Annotated in this window: 17 protein-coding genes; 9 read left to right on the forward strand and 8 right to left on the reverse strand. The window is 65.3% G+C overall.

Annotated elements, in window-relative coordinates; all coding sequences use genetic code 11:
- Nucleotides 1-43 precede the first annotated feature (43 nt).
- Complete coding sequence (locus XCC_RS12060; RefSeq protein ID WP_050912576.1) at nucleotides 44-388, forward strand: DUF3301 domain-containing protein; 345 nt, start codon at nucleotides 44-46, stop codon at nucleotides 386-388.
- Between the two features lie 113 nt (nucleotides 389-501).
- Here XCC_RS12060 and XCC_RS12065 read toward each other — a convergent pair whose 3' ends face one another.
- The 8 genes from XCC_RS12065 to XCC_RS12100 all read right to left on the reverse strand — a co-directional run bounded on the left by XCC_RS12065 (nucleotide 502) and on the right by XCC_RS12100 (nucleotide 7,191).
- Entirely contained in the window at nucleotides 502-834 is a 333-nt protein-coding gene (locus XCC_RS12065) for a hypothetical protein (RefSeq protein ID WP_012438115.1), read from the reverse strand.
- A gap of 31 nt (nucleotides 835-865) precedes the next feature.
- Nucleotides 866-1,309: a ClpXP protease specificity-enhancing factor gene (locus XCC_RS12070; RefSeq protein ID WP_011037463.1), complete on the reverse strand. Its 444-nt coding sequence runs from the start codon at nucleotides 1,307-1,309 to the stop codon at nucleotides 866-868.
- A gap of 78 nt (nucleotides 1,310-1,387) precedes the next feature.
- Nucleotides 1,388-2,023, reverse strand: a complete 636-nt coding sequence (locus tag XCC_RS12075) for a glutathione S-transferase N-terminal domain-containing protein (protein WP_011037464.1) — start codon at nucleotides 2,021-2,023, stop codon at nucleotides 1,388-1,390.
- Nucleotides 2,024-2,188: 165 nt separating this feature from the next.
- A complete protein-coding gene (locus XCC_RS12080) occupies nucleotides 2,189-2,947 on the reverse strand; it encodes a cytochrome c1 (RefSeq protein WP_029216995.1) in 759 nt (252 codons plus the stop codon).
- On the reverse strand, nucleotides 2,940-4,199 hold the full coding sequence (locus tag XCC_RS12085) for a cytochrome b (RefSeq protein WP_011037466.1): 1,260 nt from the start codon (nucleotides 4,197-4,199) through the stop codon (nucleotides 2,940-2,942). Before XCC_RS12085 ends, XCC_RS12080 begins: the two co-directional genes overlap by 8 nt.
- The gene (petA, locus tag XCC_RS12090) at nucleotides 4,199-4,843 is read right to left on the reverse strand and encodes a ubiquinol-cytochrome c reductase iron-sulfur subunit (RefSeq protein WP_011037467.1); all 645 of its coding nucleotides are present in this window, start codon (nucleotides 4,841-4,843) and stop codon (nucleotides 4,199-4,201) included. Before petA ends, XCC_RS12085 begins: the two co-directional genes overlap by 1 nt.
- A gap of 363 nt (nucleotides 4,844-5,206) precedes the next feature.
- Nucleotides 5,207-6,175 (reverse strand): lytic transglycosylase domain-containing protein, encoded by a 969-nt coding sequence (locus XCC_RS12095; RefSeq protein WP_011037468.1) that lies wholly within the window; start codon nucleotides 6,173-6,175, stop codon nucleotides 5,207-5,209.
- A complete protein-coding gene (locus XCC_RS12100) occupies nucleotides 6,172-7,191 on the reverse strand; it encodes a helix-turn-helix transcriptional regulator (protein ID WP_011037469.1) in 1,020 nt (339 codons plus the stop codon). The genes XCC_RS12095 and XCC_RS12100 overlap by 4 nt, the downstream gene beginning before the upstream one ends.
- Before the next feature lie 84 nt (nucleotides 7,192-7,275).
- On the opposite strand from XCC_RS12100, the gene XCC_RS12105 reads away from it, so the two are divergent.
- The 8 genes from XCC_RS12105 to XCC_RS12140 all read left to right on the forward strand — a co-directional run bounded on the left by XCC_RS12105 (nucleotide 7,276) and on the right by XCC_RS12140 (nucleotide 15,716).
- Nucleotides 7,276-7,890, forward strand: a complete 615-nt coding sequence (locus tag XCC_RS12105) for a glutathione S-transferase family protein (protein ID WP_011037470.1) — start codon at nucleotides 7,276-7,278, stop codon at nucleotides 7,888-7,890.
- A gap of 66 nt (nucleotides 7,891-7,956) precedes the next feature.
- Entirely contained in the window at nucleotides 7,957-9,414 is a 1,458-nt protein-coding gene (miaB, locus tag XCC_RS12110; RefSeq protein WP_011037471.1) for a tRNA (N6-isopentenyl adenosine(37)-C2)-methylthiotransferase MiaB, read from the forward strand.
- 674 nt (nucleotides 9,415-10,088) lie between these two features.
- The gene (locus XCC_RS12115; RefSeq protein ID WP_011037472.1) at nucleotides 10,089-11,075 is read left to right on the forward strand and encodes a PhoH family protein; all 987 of its coding nucleotides are present in this window, start codon (nucleotides 10,089-10,091) and stop codon (nucleotides 11,073-11,075) included.
- A 266-nt stretch (nucleotides 11,076-11,341) separates the two neighbouring features.
- Complete coding sequence (locus tag XCC_RS12120) at nucleotides 11,342-12,214, forward strand: hypothetical protein (protein WP_016944539.1); 873 nt, start codon at nucleotides 11,342-11,344, stop codon at nucleotides 12,212-12,214.
- 55 nt (nucleotides 12,215-12,269) lie between these two features.
- Complete coding sequence (gene ybeY / locus XCC_RS12125; protein ID WP_011037474.1) at nucleotides 12,270-12,755, forward strand: rRNA maturation RNase YbeY; 486 nt, start codon at nucleotides 12,270-12,272, stop codon at nucleotides 12,753-12,755.
- The gene (locus tag XCC_RS12130) at nucleotides 12,755-13,273 is read left to right on the forward strand and encodes a hypothetical protein (protein WP_011037475.1); all 519 of its coding nucleotides are present in this window, start codon (nucleotides 12,755-12,757) and stop codon (nucleotides 13,271-13,273) included. Before ybeY ends, XCC_RS12130 begins: the two co-directional genes overlap by 1 nt.
- A 329-nt stretch (nucleotides 13,274-13,602) precedes the next feature.
- Nucleotides 13,603-14,481, forward strand: coding sequence for an HlyC/CorC family transporter (locus XCC_RS12135; protein WP_011037476.1), 879 nt, complete (start codon nucleotides 13,603-13,605; stop codon nucleotides 14,479-14,481).
- On the forward strand, nucleotides 14,478-15,716 hold the full coding sequence (locus tag XCC_RS12140; protein ID WP_011037477.1) for a DUF4105 domain-containing protein: 1,239 nt from the start codon (nucleotides 14,478-14,480) through the stop codon (nucleotides 15,714-15,716). Before XCC_RS12135 ends, XCC_RS12140 begins: the two co-directional genes overlap by 4 nt.
- Nucleotides 15,717-15,722 lie beyond the last annotated feature (6 nt).

Here is a 15,722-nt window from a genome sequence, read left to right on the forward strand (position 1 = left end):
CCCGCGATTGTCCAGCGCCTGCGCGGCATGGCACATTGTCGGCATGCCCAGCCTGATTCTCTTCATGATTGCCGGCGCCGCGCTCTATGCGTTCTGGAACGCGTCGCGTGCCGCGGCCGAACGCGCCGAGGTGCTCGGCCGCAATGCCTGCCGTGCAGCCGATGTGCAATGGCTGGACCAGAGCGTGCACTCCACTAACCTGCGCATCTGCCGGATGCCCAACGGCTGGCTGGGATTTGAGCGCACGTTTCGCTTCGAGTATTCGCACGATGGCGTGGACCGCCACAGCGGCCGTCTGATCCTGCGCGGCGAGCAGCTGATTGCCTTCACCGGCCCACAGGTAGCGACCGTGCGAGCCTTGCATCCGGAGCAACAGCGCCTGGAGTGATGGGCACTGATCCCGTAGCGGCGCTGGCTAGCTAGTGGCGTCACTGCACTAAAAACTCGTCAGCGCGCCGCGGCAGCAAGATCCGCCAAGACGTCGTGTGTCGCAACGACACATCAAGCGCGCGAAGGCATGCCACCAGGCAGCGGCTCGTAACCATCTCCCCGGCCACTCAACCAACGCAGCTCCCGCTTGCCCTCCTGCCGCAGGTAGTCCTGCGCCAGTGCGAACAACGGCTGCGCCAGGTCAGCTTGCGTCAACAGGCGCAGCGTGCCGTTGGCCTCGATGTTGAGGAAATGCGCCTCTTCCGGCGTGTCGGTGTAGCTACGCGCAATCAGACCGATCCCGCCATCCACGAAATGATAGATGTCGTACTCGTAGTCATACGCGTACTCGCCGGACGCATCCGGCGCGCTGCAATCGATGTGGCGGACGCGCGAGACCTGCATCGGTGCAGTGCTCGGCAACGTCCGCGACCGCTTACTTGACCACGCGCAGGTGCGGGCGCTTGCCGGTGCTCGGCGGTTCGTCCGGTGGTGGCGGGCTCGGCGGTGACGGTGTACCGGGATCCGGCGGCTCGGTGCTGGTGCCCGGGATGTCATCCGGCAGTGCCATGCCCTGCCCGGTCTCGCGTGCATACACGGCCAGCACGGCCGGCATCGGCACCATCACCGGATAGCTCACGCCACCAAAGCGCGCGGTAAACCGCACGCTCTCGTTGTCGACATTCAGGCCAACCACGGCACGCTCGGCAATGTTCAGCACCACGCGGCCGTCCTTGACGGCACTGGCGGGCACCTGCACGCCGGGCAGCCCGGCATCGACCAGGATATGCGGCGTCATGCCGTTGTCGTTGATCCACTCCACTAAAGCCCGCAACAGATACGGGCGGTGGCTGGTCATGCGGGGGAAATCTTCGCTCATTGCGTCATTTTACCCGCACACGACGCGCAGCGGCGGCGGTGCCATCGGAACTCGGTCTGTTGGCATACAGCCGCACCATCAACCCGGCATGTCGCGCAGTTTCTTTTCCTGATCGGTCAGGCTGCGGATGAAGCCGGGATTGCGGAAGATGCGGTTGCCATAATCCTCGATCGCCTTGCTGTCCTTGGGCAGGCTGATCTCCAGCGCATCCAGCCGCCAGATGATTGGCGCCATCGCGCAATCGGCCAGGCTCATTTCAGGATTGAGGAAGAACTTGCTGGCCTTGAACAACGGCACCGAGGCGGTCAGCAGTTCCTTCAGGCGCTTGCGCCCGGCTTCGGCCTGGGTCTTGTTGCCCAGCTGGATCGCCTGCACCTGCGGCACCCAATCGTGCTCGATGCGCAGCATCGCCAGACGCAGGCGCGCACGCGACAACGGGTCGACCGGCATCAGTGGCGGATGCGGGTAGCGTTCGTCGAGGTATTCGCTGACCACCGAGGCGGCGTAGAGCACCAGGTCGCGTTCGACCAGGGTCGGCACCGAGTGGTAAGGATTGAGATCGATCAGATCTTCCGGAGGATTCTGCGGGTCGACTGACACCAGGTCGTAGGTCACCCCTTTTGCCGCCAGGACCAGTCGGACCCGGTGGCACAACACATCATCGTTGGACGAAAACAAAGTCAAGGTATTCCGCATACGCACACTCGTCGCCATTCAAGGCTCTCCGACGACCGGAATCCGCCGGCCGCATCGGTGCGGCCGGCCCAACGCCGACCGTCACCACGGTCCATCGAGTGTGCAATCACGTCACGCAAAAGCCAATAGTGCTAAGGACACGGTCGCCGCACTGGCGGCGCCGTATCCGGCTTTTGGGCGTGATCAGTGCACGTCCTTCCAGTATTCCTTCTTCAGCAGATACGCGATGAAGGTGAGCAGGGCCAGGAACAGGATCACCCACACGCCCATGCTCTGCCGCTTGAGCGCTGCAGGCTCGCCGGCGTACTCCAGGAAGTTGGCGATGTCGCGCACGGTCTGATCGAATTCCACCGGCGTCTGCCGCCCCGGCTGGCCGAGCTTCAATGCCTGCACCGGGCGATCGCCGGTGGCCTTGTCCGGTGGGCCGAACTGCGCCTGTTGCAGGCCTTGCAGCTCCCACAGCGGGTTGGGCATGGAGGCATTGGGGAACAGTTGATTGTTCCAGCCCAGCGGACGGGTCTGATCCAGATAGAACGACTTGAGGTAGGTGTAGACCCAGTCGGTGCCACGCACGCGTGCAATCAGGGTCAGATCCGGCGGCGCCTTGCCGAACCACTTGGTGGCCGCATCGTGCGGCATGGTGCCTTCGATGTGTTCGCCCACCTTGGCGCCGGTGAAATTGAGGTTGGCCATGACTTCGGCCTCGCTCAACCCCAGGTCGCTGGCCATGCGCGAGTAGCGCAGATATTTCAGCGAGTGGCAGCCGGAGCAGTAGTTCATGAACAACTGCGCGCCGCGCTGCAGCGATGCGCGGTCGCCCAGGTCGTTGCCGGCCTGTTGCACCGCCCCGCCCTCTGCCGCCAGCGCACCGCCGGCAAACAGCACACCACACAGCAAGGCGACCACGTGCGACTTCCATGACCTCACGATGGGCTTAGTCATGTGTGGTCACCCGCTCCGGTACCGGTTTGGTTTTGTCCAGCCGCGTCCACACCGGCATGGTGATGAAGAACGCGAAGTACAGGAAGGTCAGCACGCGCCCGACGTAGGTTTCGTGCGCATCGGTGCCGGGACCGGAACCGATCACGCCCAGCCACACGAAGCACACCACCAACACGGCCAGCGCCACCTTGGAGATCCAGCCGCGGTAGCGGATCGAACGCACCTTGGCGCGATCCAGCCAGGGCACCAGGAACAGGATGGCGATCGCCGAGAACATCACCAGCACGCCGCCGAGCTTGTTGGGCACCACCCGCAACATCGCGTAGTACGGCGTGTAGTACCACACCGGCTTGATGTGCTCCGGCGTCACCAGGCGATTGGCCTCGGTGAAGTTGTCATGCTCCAGGAACAAGCCGCCGAAGGCCGGCGCAAAGAAGATGATGAAGGCAGCGATCACCAACAGGAAGCCGACGCCGACCAGATCCTTGACCGTGTAATACGGATGGAACGGAATGCCATCGGCCGGCTTGTGCGCATCCCAGCGGTTGCCCTTGGGCCCCTTCTTGATATCCACGCCGTCGGGGTTGTTGGAGCCCACTTCATGCAGCGCGCCCAGGTGCAGCACGATCAGCAACAGCAGCACCAGCGGCAACGCGATCACGTGCAACGCGAAGAAGCGGTTGAGCGTGGCGTCGCCGGGCAGGTAATCGCCCATGATCCATTCGGTCAGCCCATTGCCGATCACCGGAATGGCGCCGAACAACGAGATGATCACCTTCGCGCCCCAGAACGACATCTGGCCCCAGGGCAGGACGTAGCCCATGAAGGCTTCGGCCATCAGCACCAGGTAGATCAGCATGCCCAGGATCCACACCAGTTCGCGCGGCTTCTGGTAACTGCCGTACATCAGGCCGCGGAACATGTGCAGGTACACCACGATGAAGAACAGCGAGGCGCCGGTGCTGTGCATGTAGCGGATCAGCCAGCCCCACTCCACGTCACGCATGATGTATTCGATCGACGCGAAGGCATCGGCGGCGCTGGTCTTGTAGTGCATCGTCAGGAAGATGCCGGTGACGATCTGGTTGACCAGCACCACCATCGCCAGTGAACCGAAGTAGTACCAGATGTTGAAATTCTTCGGCGCGTAATACTCGCTGACATGCTTGCGATACACCGGCATCAGGCCGGGCGCGCGTTCGTTGACCCACTCGAACACGCCGTTGGCGGTGCGAACCAGGATATTGCTCATCAGGCAGCCCCCGTGCTGTTGGCCGGCTTGCCGGCTGCGTCCGGATCGACGCCGATCACCAGCGTGTTGTCATCGACATAGTGGTGTGGGGGCACCAGCAGATTGATCGGTGCCGGCACGCCATCGAAGACGCGACCGGACATGTCGAAGCGCGACTTGTGGCATGGGCAGAAATAGCCGCCCTTCCACTGCGGGTCGTAGGGCTCGGGCCGGATCTCGGCCACCATCTCCGGCGAGCACCCCAGGTGCGTGCACAGGCCGACCAGGACCGAGATGTCGGACTTGATCGAGCGGTACTCGGGGTTCTTCAGCACGTAGTCCGGCTGCTGGTCCTTGTTCTCGGACTTTGGATCCTTGAGCCGGTCGTCCAGGGACGGCAATGCATCGAGCATCGCCTTGGACCGCTTGACGATCCAGATCGGTTGGCCGCGCCACTCCAGGATCAGCCGCTGGCCTTCCTGCAAGGCGCTGATGTCGGCGGTCACCGGTGCGCCGGCCAACTTGGCACGTGCACTGGGATTCCACGACTTCACGAACGGGACTGCGAGAAAACCTGCTCCGACCGCACCGACCACGGCGGTTGTCGCGGTCAAAAACCGACGACGTCCTGTGTCGGCAGGTGCGTTAACCCCATCGTTGGCCATCCGGCTCTCCGATCTTGATTAGGTAGCGTGAGGCTGCCAGCGGCTGGCGGGGGGTCCAGCCGCGATGAATCGACCGCAGTGTAGCGGAACGCTTAATGCACAGACAATGCAATGTACGCAGTCGGGCATGCGCGATGCAAACCCTCTCGTGCAATGGCATGCAGGCGGGTATGGCAGCAGCACACCCGCGTGGGCCGCGTGCGTGATGCAGTCCATGAAACCGCGCAGCTCAAGGCGCGGCGCGCGGCGATGCAGGCATGGCCGGAACAGCGCGCATGCAGGCAGCACACGCGTGCAATCGCATTGCACTGCATCATTGGGCATCCGTGTCGTGCAGCGTGCGTGCTTGTACGCAGGGGCGCACTAATTGGCGGTGGAGGCCTGCCCGCGGTAGCGGCCAGCCAGCAGGCCGACGCGTTGCACGTAGCGCTGGGTCTCGCTGTAGGGCGGCACGCCACCATAACGATCCACCGCACCCTCGCCCGCGTTGTACCCGGCAGCGGCCAGGGTGAGATCGCCGTTGAAACGCTTCAAGAGCCACGACAGGTATTGCACGCCGCCGCGGATGTTCTGCCCCGCATCGTAGGCATCGCTGACCCCGAACCTGCGCGCGGTGCCCGGCATCAGCTGCATCAGACCTTGTGCGCCGGCGCGGCTCAAGGCCAGCGGGTCATACGCGGATTCGGCATGGATGATCGCGCGCACGATCGACTCTTCGACCCCGAACTCGCGCGCGGCGGCAGCGATCTCCTGCTGGTAGGCACTGGTATTGAGCCGGATCGCCCCGAAGTTGACGCCCGGCTTGGCGCCACAGGCGTAGCAGGTCTCGATGAAGCTGTAATGGATGGTGCGCAGGCCTTCGATGCTGGCCACCTGGCGCGGGCGCGCACTGGTGTAGTGCCGCACGCCGTCCTTCATATACGAATACACCTGGCCGCTGACCACCCGGCGCGGGTTGACTGCAGCCGCTGCCGGCAGTGGCGCGATGGCGCTCTCGGACACTGGCATGCTGCGGCCCGCCGGCACCGGCGCGCTGGCGACCTCGGCCGTGCGGCGTGCGGTGACCGGCACGCTGATGATGGTGGCCGGGGCACCGCTGTTGATGTCGGGCACAGCACGCGCCGGGCTGGCGGCCAGGCGAGCAGACGACCGGCTGGCCGAGCGGTCTGGGGTGTACTGGCTGATGATGCTGCAGGTGGCGCCGCTCTGGCGCTTGCTGACGTAACTGGCAATGCCATCGGCGCTGACACACTTGTACAGCGTGCCGGCGCTGGCGGGCGCAGCCGCCAAAGTGACAAACAAGAGCCCCAGTATTCTTGACATCCCCTTCATGCGGCGGAGTGTCCCAGCTTGCCCGGCACTTGCCAAGTGTCCTCGCCGGTGCTTGCCGGCAAGTGCTCCAGCCGGGTCCGCAGCTGCGTCAGCGCCTCGCACAACGGGGCGCGCAGGTGATCTGGCGCGAGCGCCTCGAACGGCTCCTCGAGCAGCAACAGGTTGGCCGCCAATGCCGGCAGGCTGGGCGCGCCCAGGCCCAGCCAGCAGTGGTCGGTGCCGTCCGCCTCCAGCGCGCCCAGCCAGGGCGGTACGCGGGCGGCCAGTTCCTGCAGGCTGCCGCGCAGGCGCACCCGGGCCCGATGCGGAAACGGCGCCTCGCCGATCGCCTTGCGCAGCAGCTGCAATGGCTCGTCTGGCAGCGCGCGGGCTTGCGCCTGCATGCCGGTGGGCTGGGCCTGATCGATGCGGTCCGCGCGCAGGGTGCGCCAATCCTGGCGTTCGCAATCCCAGGCCAGCAGGTACCAGCGGCGTCCGTAGTTCACCAGCAGGGCTGGCACGACCCGGCGGCGGATCTGCTCGCCGGAATGGCGCCGGTACTCCAGCTGCAAGGTGGTGCGATCGCGGCAGGCCCCGGCCAGCAGGGTCAGCATCGACGCGTCCACCAGGCTGCCTGGCGCGGCGGTGGGCAGGCTGGCCATGGCGGCATGCGCGGCGCTGGCGCGTTGCTGGTGGCGGCGCGGCAGCAGTGGATCGAGCTTGGTCAGCACGCGCGCGGCCGCGTCGTCCAGGCCAGCAATGGCCGGCGCGGCCGCGCGCAGCGCGATGGCCACAGTCAGCGCTTCGTCTTCTTCGAACAGCAGCGGCAAGGCCGCCGCGCCGTGCCCCAGCCGGTAGCCGCCGCCGGTGCCGGATACCGCGCGGATCGGGTAGCCCAGCTCGCGCAACCGCTCCATATCGCGGCGCACGCTGCGCGGGTGAATCCCCAGGCGCTCGGCGAGAGCCGCGCCCGGCCAATCCCGCCCGTTCTGCATGAGCGCGATCAGACGAAGCAGGCGGGCTGCGGTGGAGGCCATGCCGGCACCGTATTGCGGACGGAAACTGTCCGCAAGTACTCAGTAGGCTGCATGTCTCGCCTTCCTTCCAGCCAGGAGCTTCCGATGCATAGCGACCGCCACATCACCTTGTTCCACAATCCGCAATCGCGCTCGCGCGGAGTCCTGGTGCTGCTGGAGGAACTGGGCGCCGACTACAGCCTGCAGCGGCTGGATCTGGAGCGCGGCGACCAGCGCGATGCCGCGTTCCTGGCGATCAACCCGATGGGCAAGATTCCCGCGATCACGCACGGCAACAGCGTGGTGACCGAACAGGCGGCGATCTACCAATACCTGGCCGAGCTGTACCCGGACGCCGGGCTGTCGCCTGCGCCGGGCGACCCGGACCGCGGCGCCTATTTGCGCTGGCTGGCGTTCTACGGCTCGGCTTTCGAGCCGGCCCTGATCGACAAGGCCATGAAGCGCGATGCACCGCCACGCTCGCTATCGCCATGGGCAGACTTCCCCACCGTGCTGGCGGTGGTGGATGCCCAGCTGGCCAAGGGCGACTATCTGCTCGGCGCGCGTTGTTCCGCCGCCGACGTGCTGTGGGGCAGCGCGCTGGGCTGGATGGCCGGCTTCAAGATGATCGACCCACCTGCCCCGACCCTGGCCTACATCGCACGCATGGCCGCGCGGCCAGCGGTGGCGCGGGCCGCGGCGGTCGATGCCGGCGCCTGACCGCCACCGGGGCGGCGTGAGCGGGTAAACTGCGCGGCTATCTTCTACCCGCCTGGAATAAGCGCCATGCCCGGGACATCCGTTTCCGATCTGCCGACCACGGCCACCGCCGTGGACGCGCCCGCCCTGCTGCCCCTGCCCGTTGGCCGCCCGCAAGCGCCTGCCCTGGTGCGCGGCAAGCTGTACATCAAGACCCACGGGTGCCAGATGAACGAGTACGACTCGGCCAAGATGGCCGACGTGCTTGCCGCGTCCGAAGGACTGGAGCTCACCGACAATCCGGAAGACGCGGACGTGGTGCTGGTCAACACCTGCTCCATTCGCGAAAAGGCGCAGGAAAAGGTGTTCAGCCAGTTGGGCCGCTGGAAGGCGCTCAAGGCCGGCGGCAAGCCGGTGATCATCGGCGTGGGTGGCTGCGTGGCGTCGCAGGAAGGCGAAGCGATCGTCAAGCGCGCGCCGTACGTGGACCTGGTGTTTGGCCCGCAGACCCTGCACCGGCTGCCGGAGTTGATCCGTGCGCGCCGTGAGTCCGGCAAGTCGCAGGTGGACATCAGCTTCCCGGAGATCGAGAAGTTCGACCGCCTGCCCGAACCGCGTGCCGATGGCCCGTCGGCGTTCGTGTCGATCATGGAAGGTTGTTCCAAGTACTGCTCGTTCTGCGTGGTGCCATATACACGTGGCGAAGAAGTCAGCCGGCCGTTCGAGGACGTGCTGGTGGAAGTGGCGCAGCTGGCTGCACAAGGCGTGCGCGAGATCAATCTGCTCGGCCAGAACGTCAACGCGTATCGCGGTGCGTACGGTGCCGATGCTGGCGAGCCGGCGCAGTACGCCGATCTGGGGTTGCTGATCCGTACCATTGCGCAGATCGACGGGATTGGCCGGATCCGCTTTACCACCTCGCACCCGCTGGAGTTTTCCGATTCGCTGGTCGATGCCTACCGCGATGTGCCGCAGCTGGCCAATTACCTGCATCTGCCGGTGCAGGCCGGCAGCGACCGCATCCTGTCGGCGATGAAGCGCGGCTACACCGCACTGGAATTCAAGTCCAAGATCCGCAAGCTGCGCGCAGTGCGGCCAGACATCTCGATCAGCTCCGACTTCATCGTCGGCTTTCCGGGCGAGACCGACGCCGATTTCGACAAGACCATGAAGTTGATCGAGGACGTGGGCTTCGACCAGAGCTTCTCCTTTATCTACTCGCGTCGCCCCGGTACGCCGGCATCGGATCTGGAAGACGACACCCCCGATGCGGTGAAGCAGGCTCGCCTTGCACGTCTGCAGGCGCATATCAACGCGCATGCCGCCGGCATTTCGCAACGCATGGTCGGCAGCGTGCAACGCGTGCTGGTGGAAGGCCCGTCGCGCCGTGATGCCAATGAGCTCACCGGCAAGACCGAAAACATGCGCCCGGTGAATTTCCCGGGGAATCCGCGCCTGGTGGGCCAGTTCGTGGATGTGCTGATCACCGAAGCACTGAGCAATTCGCTGCGCGGGCGCATCCAATTGGACGACAGCGCGGCCTGAGCGGGCAGCGCGCATTCTTGCCCTCCGGGAGACCTCACACGCTGATGCAGTTGGCGTGTGGTGGTCGCCCAGGTGCAGGCCGACGACGGTGGCGAGACATGGTGCAGGCGACGCAGTGCTGCGCCATGGCGGAAGCATTACGTGCCGCAGTGGTCGTGAGAAATGCCCGCAAGCGCGAAACGATTCTTGTCGGATGGCCAATGCGTCATTGACTAGCGCGCCGTGGCACGGTTCTGCACCGCAGCGATATCGCGCTGACATGCACGTCCATATGCATCGCTCCCAGTGCAGCATCACAGCGACGTGCTCAAACACGCGCCACGCGCCATGGTCATTTTTTCGCCATGCAACTGCAAGGCCTTGTCGCAGTAAGCGCGTCGTCACTTACCCACAGGCTTTGGCGAGAACCATCCACATCCGGTGTGGACAACCTGCCACACGCTGGTCATTTTTTTGCCACATACTGTGCGAGCCTTGCGGCAGTAAGGCAAACCGAATCTATCCACAGGTTACTGGTACGACGCTCCACACCCGGTGTGGAAAAGTCCTGGCTGCGCTCCGCACCTATGCACGACGCGGTGCTGCGCCGCCCGGTTTGCTGGTGGGATCACGCCCCCCGCGCTACCCTTTTGCTCCCGTCCTACCGACGCCGCATTGCGGTGTCCGATCCAATCATGAACTCACCAGCGTCCCGCGACTTCACCCTCGACCCGGCCGACACCGAGCGCCTGGCCAACCTGGCCGGTCCGTTCGATGCGCACCTGCGCCAGATCGAGCTCAAGCTTGGCGTGGAGATCGCCAACCGCGGCAACATCTTCCGCGTCACCGGCCCGGAGCCTGCGGTCGATGCCGCGCAGCATCTGCTGACCGCGCTATATGACGAAGCCGCCTCCACCACGTTCGACAACCACGCCATCCATCTGCGGCTCAACGATGCCAATGTCGAGCAGGTGGCGCAGCGCGCGTACGAACCACAGGACGTGGCGATCAAGGTCAAACGCGGCACCGTGCGTGGCCGCGGCGCCAACCAGGCCAAGTACCTGCACGCGATCACCACCCACGACATCAATTTCGGTATCGGCCCGGCCGGCACCGGCAAGACCTTCCTGGCCGTGGCCAGCGCCGTGGAGGCACTGAACGAGTCGCGCGTGCAGCGGCTGATCCTGGTGCGCCCGGCGGTGGAGGCTGGCGAGAAGCTGGGCTTTCTGCCCGGCGATCTCAGCCAGAAGGTCGACCCTTATCTGCGTCCGCTGTACGACGCGCTGTATGAAATGCTGGGCGTGGAAAAGGTGGTCAAGCTGCTGGAAAAGAACGTCATCGAGATCGCTCCGCTGGCCTACATGCGCGGGCGCACCCTCAACGACGCGTACGTGATCCTGGACGAGGCGCAGAACACCACCATCGAACAGATGAAGATGTTCCTGACCCGCCTGGGCTTCGGTTCCACCGCGGTGGTCACCGGCGATCTCACCCAGATCGACCTGCCCAAGCACGTCAAGTCCGGGCTGCGCGATGCCATCGACGTGCTGCGCGAGGTGGACGGGGTGAGCTTCACCTTCTTCGAAGCCCGCGACGTCGTGCGCCATCCGCTGGTACAACGCATCGTCACGGCGTACGAAAAGCACGATCTCGCCCACACGCCGGCCGAACCCGCGGCCTGAAATCACGCCGATGCAGGCACCGCCAGGTGTCCTGCGCCCAGGTGGTGCGTCGCAATGTCGGCGTGGCGCAGGCATCTGCGCAACCCTAGCCATGCGACGTCATCGCTTCGCAGTGCCAGCGTTGCCCAGTAGGTCGAGGGCCTGCACCTGACAAGGATCCAGTGCGTTATCTGACCGCTGCAGCACGGATGTGCCACTGACCTGCACGTGTTGGCCCGCAGCCCAGTGGCCGTAAACTAGCAGGACGTTTCGCACAGGAAGTGCCCATGTTCCGTGACTGCTTGCTGCTTTGCGTCTATTTGCTGAGTGCAGTGCCCGCGACACTGTTGGCCAAGCCCAAAGAGGCTCCAACATCACCGCGCGCCTACATCGAAACCAGCTATCTGATCGCACCCAGGACGGTAGGCCCGTTCTCTCTGGCCCGCAGGGCCTACACCCCGGACGCCAAGGCCGCCGGCGCCGCTTTCCATTACGCGATGTCAGGGCAACCGGATCTGTCGATCGATGTATTCGTCTACCCACTCGGGCAGCGCGATCAGACGCAAGCCATTGCAGAGGGCATGGCGGCATTTCGCAAAGACCTCGCGTCGGCAATGACGCAGGGCAGCTATTCGCGCCTGGACGAGCTGGACCAGACCACGCTTGTGCTGCCGACCAATGATGCGCCTGCCGCCGCGCCCGCCAATGGCACCGATGCCAAGGTCATCGCGGCCATCGCGGATGCCCAGCGGGTTGTCGGGGAAAAGCTGCGCCTCAGGACGCAACTGTCCTCGACCGGCAAGCCGATGCGTTCCAACGGCTATCTGTTTTATAAGCAGCTCTATTACTTCAAGGTGCGTGTGTCTGCGGACGAGGACGCTGTGGCTCAGGACGCTTTCGAGGCGTTGGCGGACCAAGCTGCACTGACACTGGTTCCAGCAATTCAGGTCACCAGCATCGGCGGCTGCGCCAAGGCGAGCATTCGCGTCGACGCTGACGCCACACCTGAGGAGCAGGCCGTGGCAATGGCGCGCGAGATCAAGACCCATCTGGGCTTCAACTGCTATCGCACGCTCAAGGAGGCAGGGATCGAGGATGCAGCGAGAACGGCCGATGTGGTCGAAATCGCGTATGACGCAGGCGACTGGAAGTCGCAGTAAAACAGCACACGCGCGATACTGTTGCTCCTGTCTGATCAGAATGATTGGTGTCCCCATGACCAAAGGTCCGGTCCGCCTCGACGTCGGAGTCAGCTATGCGCTGCCGCGCACCGGGCTACCGTCGTCGGTGAGTTTTCGCAAGTGGGTGGCGGCCGCGCTGAAGGGGCGGATCCGCGAAGCCGATCTGGCGGTACGCGTGGTCGACGAGAAGGAAGGCTGCTCGCTCAACCATCACTACCGCGGCAAGGATTACGCCACCAACGTGCTCAGCTTCCCGGCGGAGATGCCTCAGGGCCTGCCCAAGGGCGTCAAGATGCCGCTGCTTGGCGATCTGGTGATCTGTGCGCCGGTGGTGGCCCGCGAGGCCGCCGAGCAAGGCAAGTCACTGAGCGCGCACTACGCGCACCTCACCGTGCACGGCACCTTGCACCTGCTGGGCTGGGACCACGAGGACGACAAGGAAGCCGACGCGATGGAACAGCTGGAGCGCGAGATCCTGGCCGAACTCGGCATTGACGACCCGTACGCGGGAGAGCGCTGATGCGGCGGTGGGTGATGATTGGCCTGCTGGTGGCAGCTGCCTGCCCGGCCTGGGCGCAGACCGCGCCGGTGCGCCCGGATTTGCCGGCCCTGATCGAGTGCCGCCAGCGCATCGGCGACTTCTCCGCGTTGGCACCGATCCTGGCCGACCCGCTCAAGGCGGTGGCGCTGGGCTGGGCACCGCAGGCGCAGTCCAACCTGTTCATGACCGAGTACACGCTCAACACGCCGATCACCGTCTTCGGCCACAGCACCAACCATATTGCGTTTTCCGGTGCCAGCGTCATGGCGCTGCTCGACCTGCCCGACCCGCGCCCGCTGGCCAAGCAGCTGGACCTGGAGCTGGGTGTGGATAACGCCGACAAGGTGATGTACGGGCGCGAGGTGGTCAGCGAAGACACCACCAACCCGAAGACCGGCGAGGTGATGATCGAATCGATCGTGCTCAGCGTGTCGAATGTGAAATCGCACCCCGGCAAGACCGTGGTGGGCTGCGGTTACAGCCTCGACTTGCCCTGAGCGCTGCGCGGCCCCGCTCGCCCGCCCATGCGGGCTGCGTCGCGCGTCTGGTCTGCCTCGACTTGGAATCAGCTCCGCGCTCCGGTGCTGAGCCGCGCCGATCTGGTGCTATCGGGACGGGATGGTCCCGACACGGCCCGACGTAGATGGCCTGACGGACGCAGGGCAGCGGTGCGTCGCGGCGACCTGGATGCTGGCCCCACCGCCGCGCCGACCCACACCCTGCCCTGCGCGCCAGGTCAGCCACAGCCCCCAGCCACAGACCACTCACGGCTTCCTGCTAGACTTGGCACTATCGCCTGGTTCGCCGGGTGCCGTTCCCCGTCAAGATGTCCGAAGACGACAGTAGCCAAACCTCAGAATCCCCGGAAAAACGCCGTAGCTGGCTCGAGCGCTTGAGCGCGGCCTTCTCTGGCGAACCGCATACCCGCGACGAACTGGTCGCCCTGCTGCGCACCGCCGAACAAGACGGTCTCATCGCCGCAGACACCTTGCGCATGATGGAAGGCGCGATCTCCGTGTCCGAGCTCACCGTGGGCGACGTGATGATCTCGCGCTCGCAAATGGTGTCGTTGCCGGTGGAAGCACGCTTCCTCGACCTGATGAAGCAGGTGGTCGAATCCGGCCACTCGCGCTTCCCGGTACACGGCGAAAACAAGGACGAAGTGCTTGGCATCCTGCTGGCCAAGGACTTGTTGCGCGGCGTGGTGGCCGACAATGGCCCGGGCAACGTGCGCGAACTGCTGCGCCCGGCCGTGCTGATCCCCGAGTCGAAGAAGCTCAACGTCCTGCTCAAGGAATTTCGCCTCTCGCGCAACCATATGGCGATCGTGGTGGACGAGTACGGCGGCGTGGCCGGGCTGGTCACCATCGAAGACGTGCTGGAGCAGATCGTCGGCGAGATCGACGACGAGCACGACGATGCCGAAGAAGAGAATTCGTTGATCGCCATCCAGGCCGACGGCCGCTATGTGGTGGATGCGCTGACGCCGATCGAGGATTTCAACGAGCGCTTCGGCGCCGATTTCCCCGATGACGAATACGACACCGTGGGCGGACTGGTCACCGATGCAATCGGGCATCTGCCGGAAACCGGCGAGGAGCTGACCCTGGGCCGGTTTGCGTTCCGCGTGGCCAAGGCAGACGCGCGTCGCGTGCACGCCTTCCACGTCACCATTCTGCCGCCCGACCCGCAGGACGACGCTTGAACCTGCGCCAGCGCAGCACCGCCGTGCGCGGGCCGGCACGCCACGCCGCCGCATGGTGGGCAGGCTGCAGTGCACTCCTGCTGCTCGCCCTGCTGAGCCTGCAGAGCGCCATGGCGCAGGCGCCGCGCATCGGCGTGGCCACCATGCAGCCGGGCGAAGTGTTCTTCGAGCGCTTCGGCCATGACGCCATCGTGGTGGTCGACCCGGCCACTCAGCAGGTGACCTCGTACAACTTCGGTTTCTTCGATCCCGGTGAGCCCGACTTCGTGCCGCGTTTTGCGCGCGGCGAGATGATGTACTACCTGGTGGCGCTGCCGCTGGAAGAAGACCTCGCGCAATACCGCGACGGCGGCCGCGGCGTGAGCATCCAGTGGCTGGATCTGCCGCCAGAACAGGCGCAGGCCCTGGCCGATGGTCTGGCGGTGCGGAGCCGGCCGGAAAATGCGCGCTACCACTACGATTATTTCGTTGCCAACTGCGCCACGATGGTCCGGGACACCCTGGATCGTGCCATGGGCGGCGCGCTCAAGTCGCAATTGGCCGGCCGCTCGCGCGGCAACACCTTCCGCAGCGAAGCGGTGCGCCTGGCCTCCCCTGCCCCATGGATGTGGCTCGGCTTCGACCTGGGCCTGGGGCCGTACGCAGACCGCCCGCTGTCGCGTTGGGAAGAAGCCTTCGTGCCGATGCGCCTGGCCGACAGCCTGACCCAGGTGCACAACAGCGCCGGACGTCCGCTGGTGCAATCCACCCAGGTGCTGTTGCCGCATCGCATTGCACCGGAGCCGGCCGAACAGCAACGGCACTGGTGGCCTTGGCTGCTGACCGGCGTGCTGGTCGCCGCGGGCGTGTTGGCAGTGCGCCGCAGGCAGCGTTTGCTGGCCGGCGCGGCGCTGCCGTTCTGGCTGTTGTGCGCCATCGGCGGCGGCCTGCTGGTGTATCTGTGGGGATTCACCGCGCACCAGTCTGCATGGGCCAACCGTAATCTGCTGCTGGTCAATCCGCTGTGCGTGTTGCTCTGCGTGGGCGGCATTACGCTGCTGCGCGGCCGCCGGCCGGGTCGCTGGTTCGATGTGTTGTGCTGGGTGGTCGCTGCGTGCGCGCTGCTGGCGCTGGTGATTCACTGGTTGTCGTTCCAGGCGCAGGACAACCTGCAGTGGGTGTTGCTGCTGCTGCCGATTCATGCCGCACTGGCCATCGCGCTGCGTCCGCGCGCCTTGCCGGTGCGTGCGCGCTGATCCACG

The sequence above is a fragment of the Xanthomonas campestris pv. campestris str. ATCC 33913 genome (assembly GCF_000007145.1).
Lineage (GTDB): Bacteria > Pseudomonadota > Gammaproteobacteria > Xanthomonadales > Xanthomonadaceae > Xanthomonas > Xanthomonas campestris.

Bases quoted from the DNA above. Each gene is read 5' to 3' on its own strand.
- XCC_RS12135 (WP_011037476.1), top strand. From the start codon at position 13,603: ATGTCCGAAGACGACAGTAGCCAAACCTCAGAATCCCCGGAAAAACGC.
- XCC_RS12095 (WP_011037468.1), bottom strand. From the start codon at position 6,175: ATGAAGGGGATGTCAAGAATACTGGGGCTCTTGTTTGTCACTTTGGCG.
- XCC_RS12105 (WP_011037470.1), top strand. From the start codon at position 7,276: ATGCATAGCGACCGCCACATCACCTTGTTCCACAATCCGCAATCGCGC.
- XCC_RS12060 (WP_050912576.1), top strand. From the start codon at position 44: ATGCCCAGCCTGATTCTCTTCATGATTGCCGGCGCCGCGCTCTATGCG.
- XCC_RS12075 (WP_011037464.1), bottom strand. From the start codon at position 2,023: ATGGCGACGAGTGTGCGTATGCGGAATACCTTGACTTTGTTTTCGTCC.
- XCC_RS12130 (WP_011037475.1), top strand. From the start codon at position 12,755: ATGCGGCGGTGGGTGATGATTGGCCTGCTGGTGGCAGCTGCCTGCCCG.
- XCC_RS12115 (WP_011037472.1), top strand. From the start codon at position 10,089: ATGAACTCACCAGCGTCCCGCGACTTCACCCTCGACCCGGCCGACACC.
- petA (WP_011037467.1), bottom strand. From the start codon at position 4,843: ATGGCCAACGATGGGGTTAACGCACCTGCCGACACAGGACGTCGTCGG.
- XCC_RS12100 (WP_011037469.1), bottom strand. From the start codon at position 7,191: ATGGCCTCCACCGCAGCCCGCCTGCTTCGTCTGATCGCGCTCATGCAG.
- ybeY (WP_011037474.1), top strand. From the start codon at position 12,270: ATGACCAAAGGTCCGGTCCGCCTCGACGTCGGAGTCAGCTATGCGCTG.
- miaB (WP_011037471.1), top strand. From the start codon at position 7,957: ATGCCCGGGACATCCGTTTCCGATCTGCCGACCACGGCCACCGCCGTG.
- XCC_RS12065 (WP_012438115.1), bottom strand. From the start codon at position 834: ATGCAGGTCTCGCGCGTCCGCCACATCGATTGCAGCGCGCCGGATGCG.
- XCC_RS12120 (WP_016944539.1), top strand. From the start codon at position 11,342: ATGTTCCGTGACTGCTTGCTGCTTTGCGTCTATTTGCTGAGTGCAGTG.
- XCC_RS12080 (WP_029216995.1), bottom strand. From the start codon at position 2,947: ATGACTAAGCCCATCGTGAGGTCATGGAAGTCGCACGTGGTCGCCTTG.
- XCC_RS12070 (WP_011037463.1), bottom strand. From the start codon at position 1,309: ATGAGCGAAGATTTCCCCCGCATGACCAGCCACCGCCCGTATCTGTTG.
- XCC_RS12085 (WP_011037466.1), bottom strand. From the start codon at position 4,199: ATGAGCAATATCCTGGTTCGCACCGCCAACGGCGTGTTCGAGTGGGTC.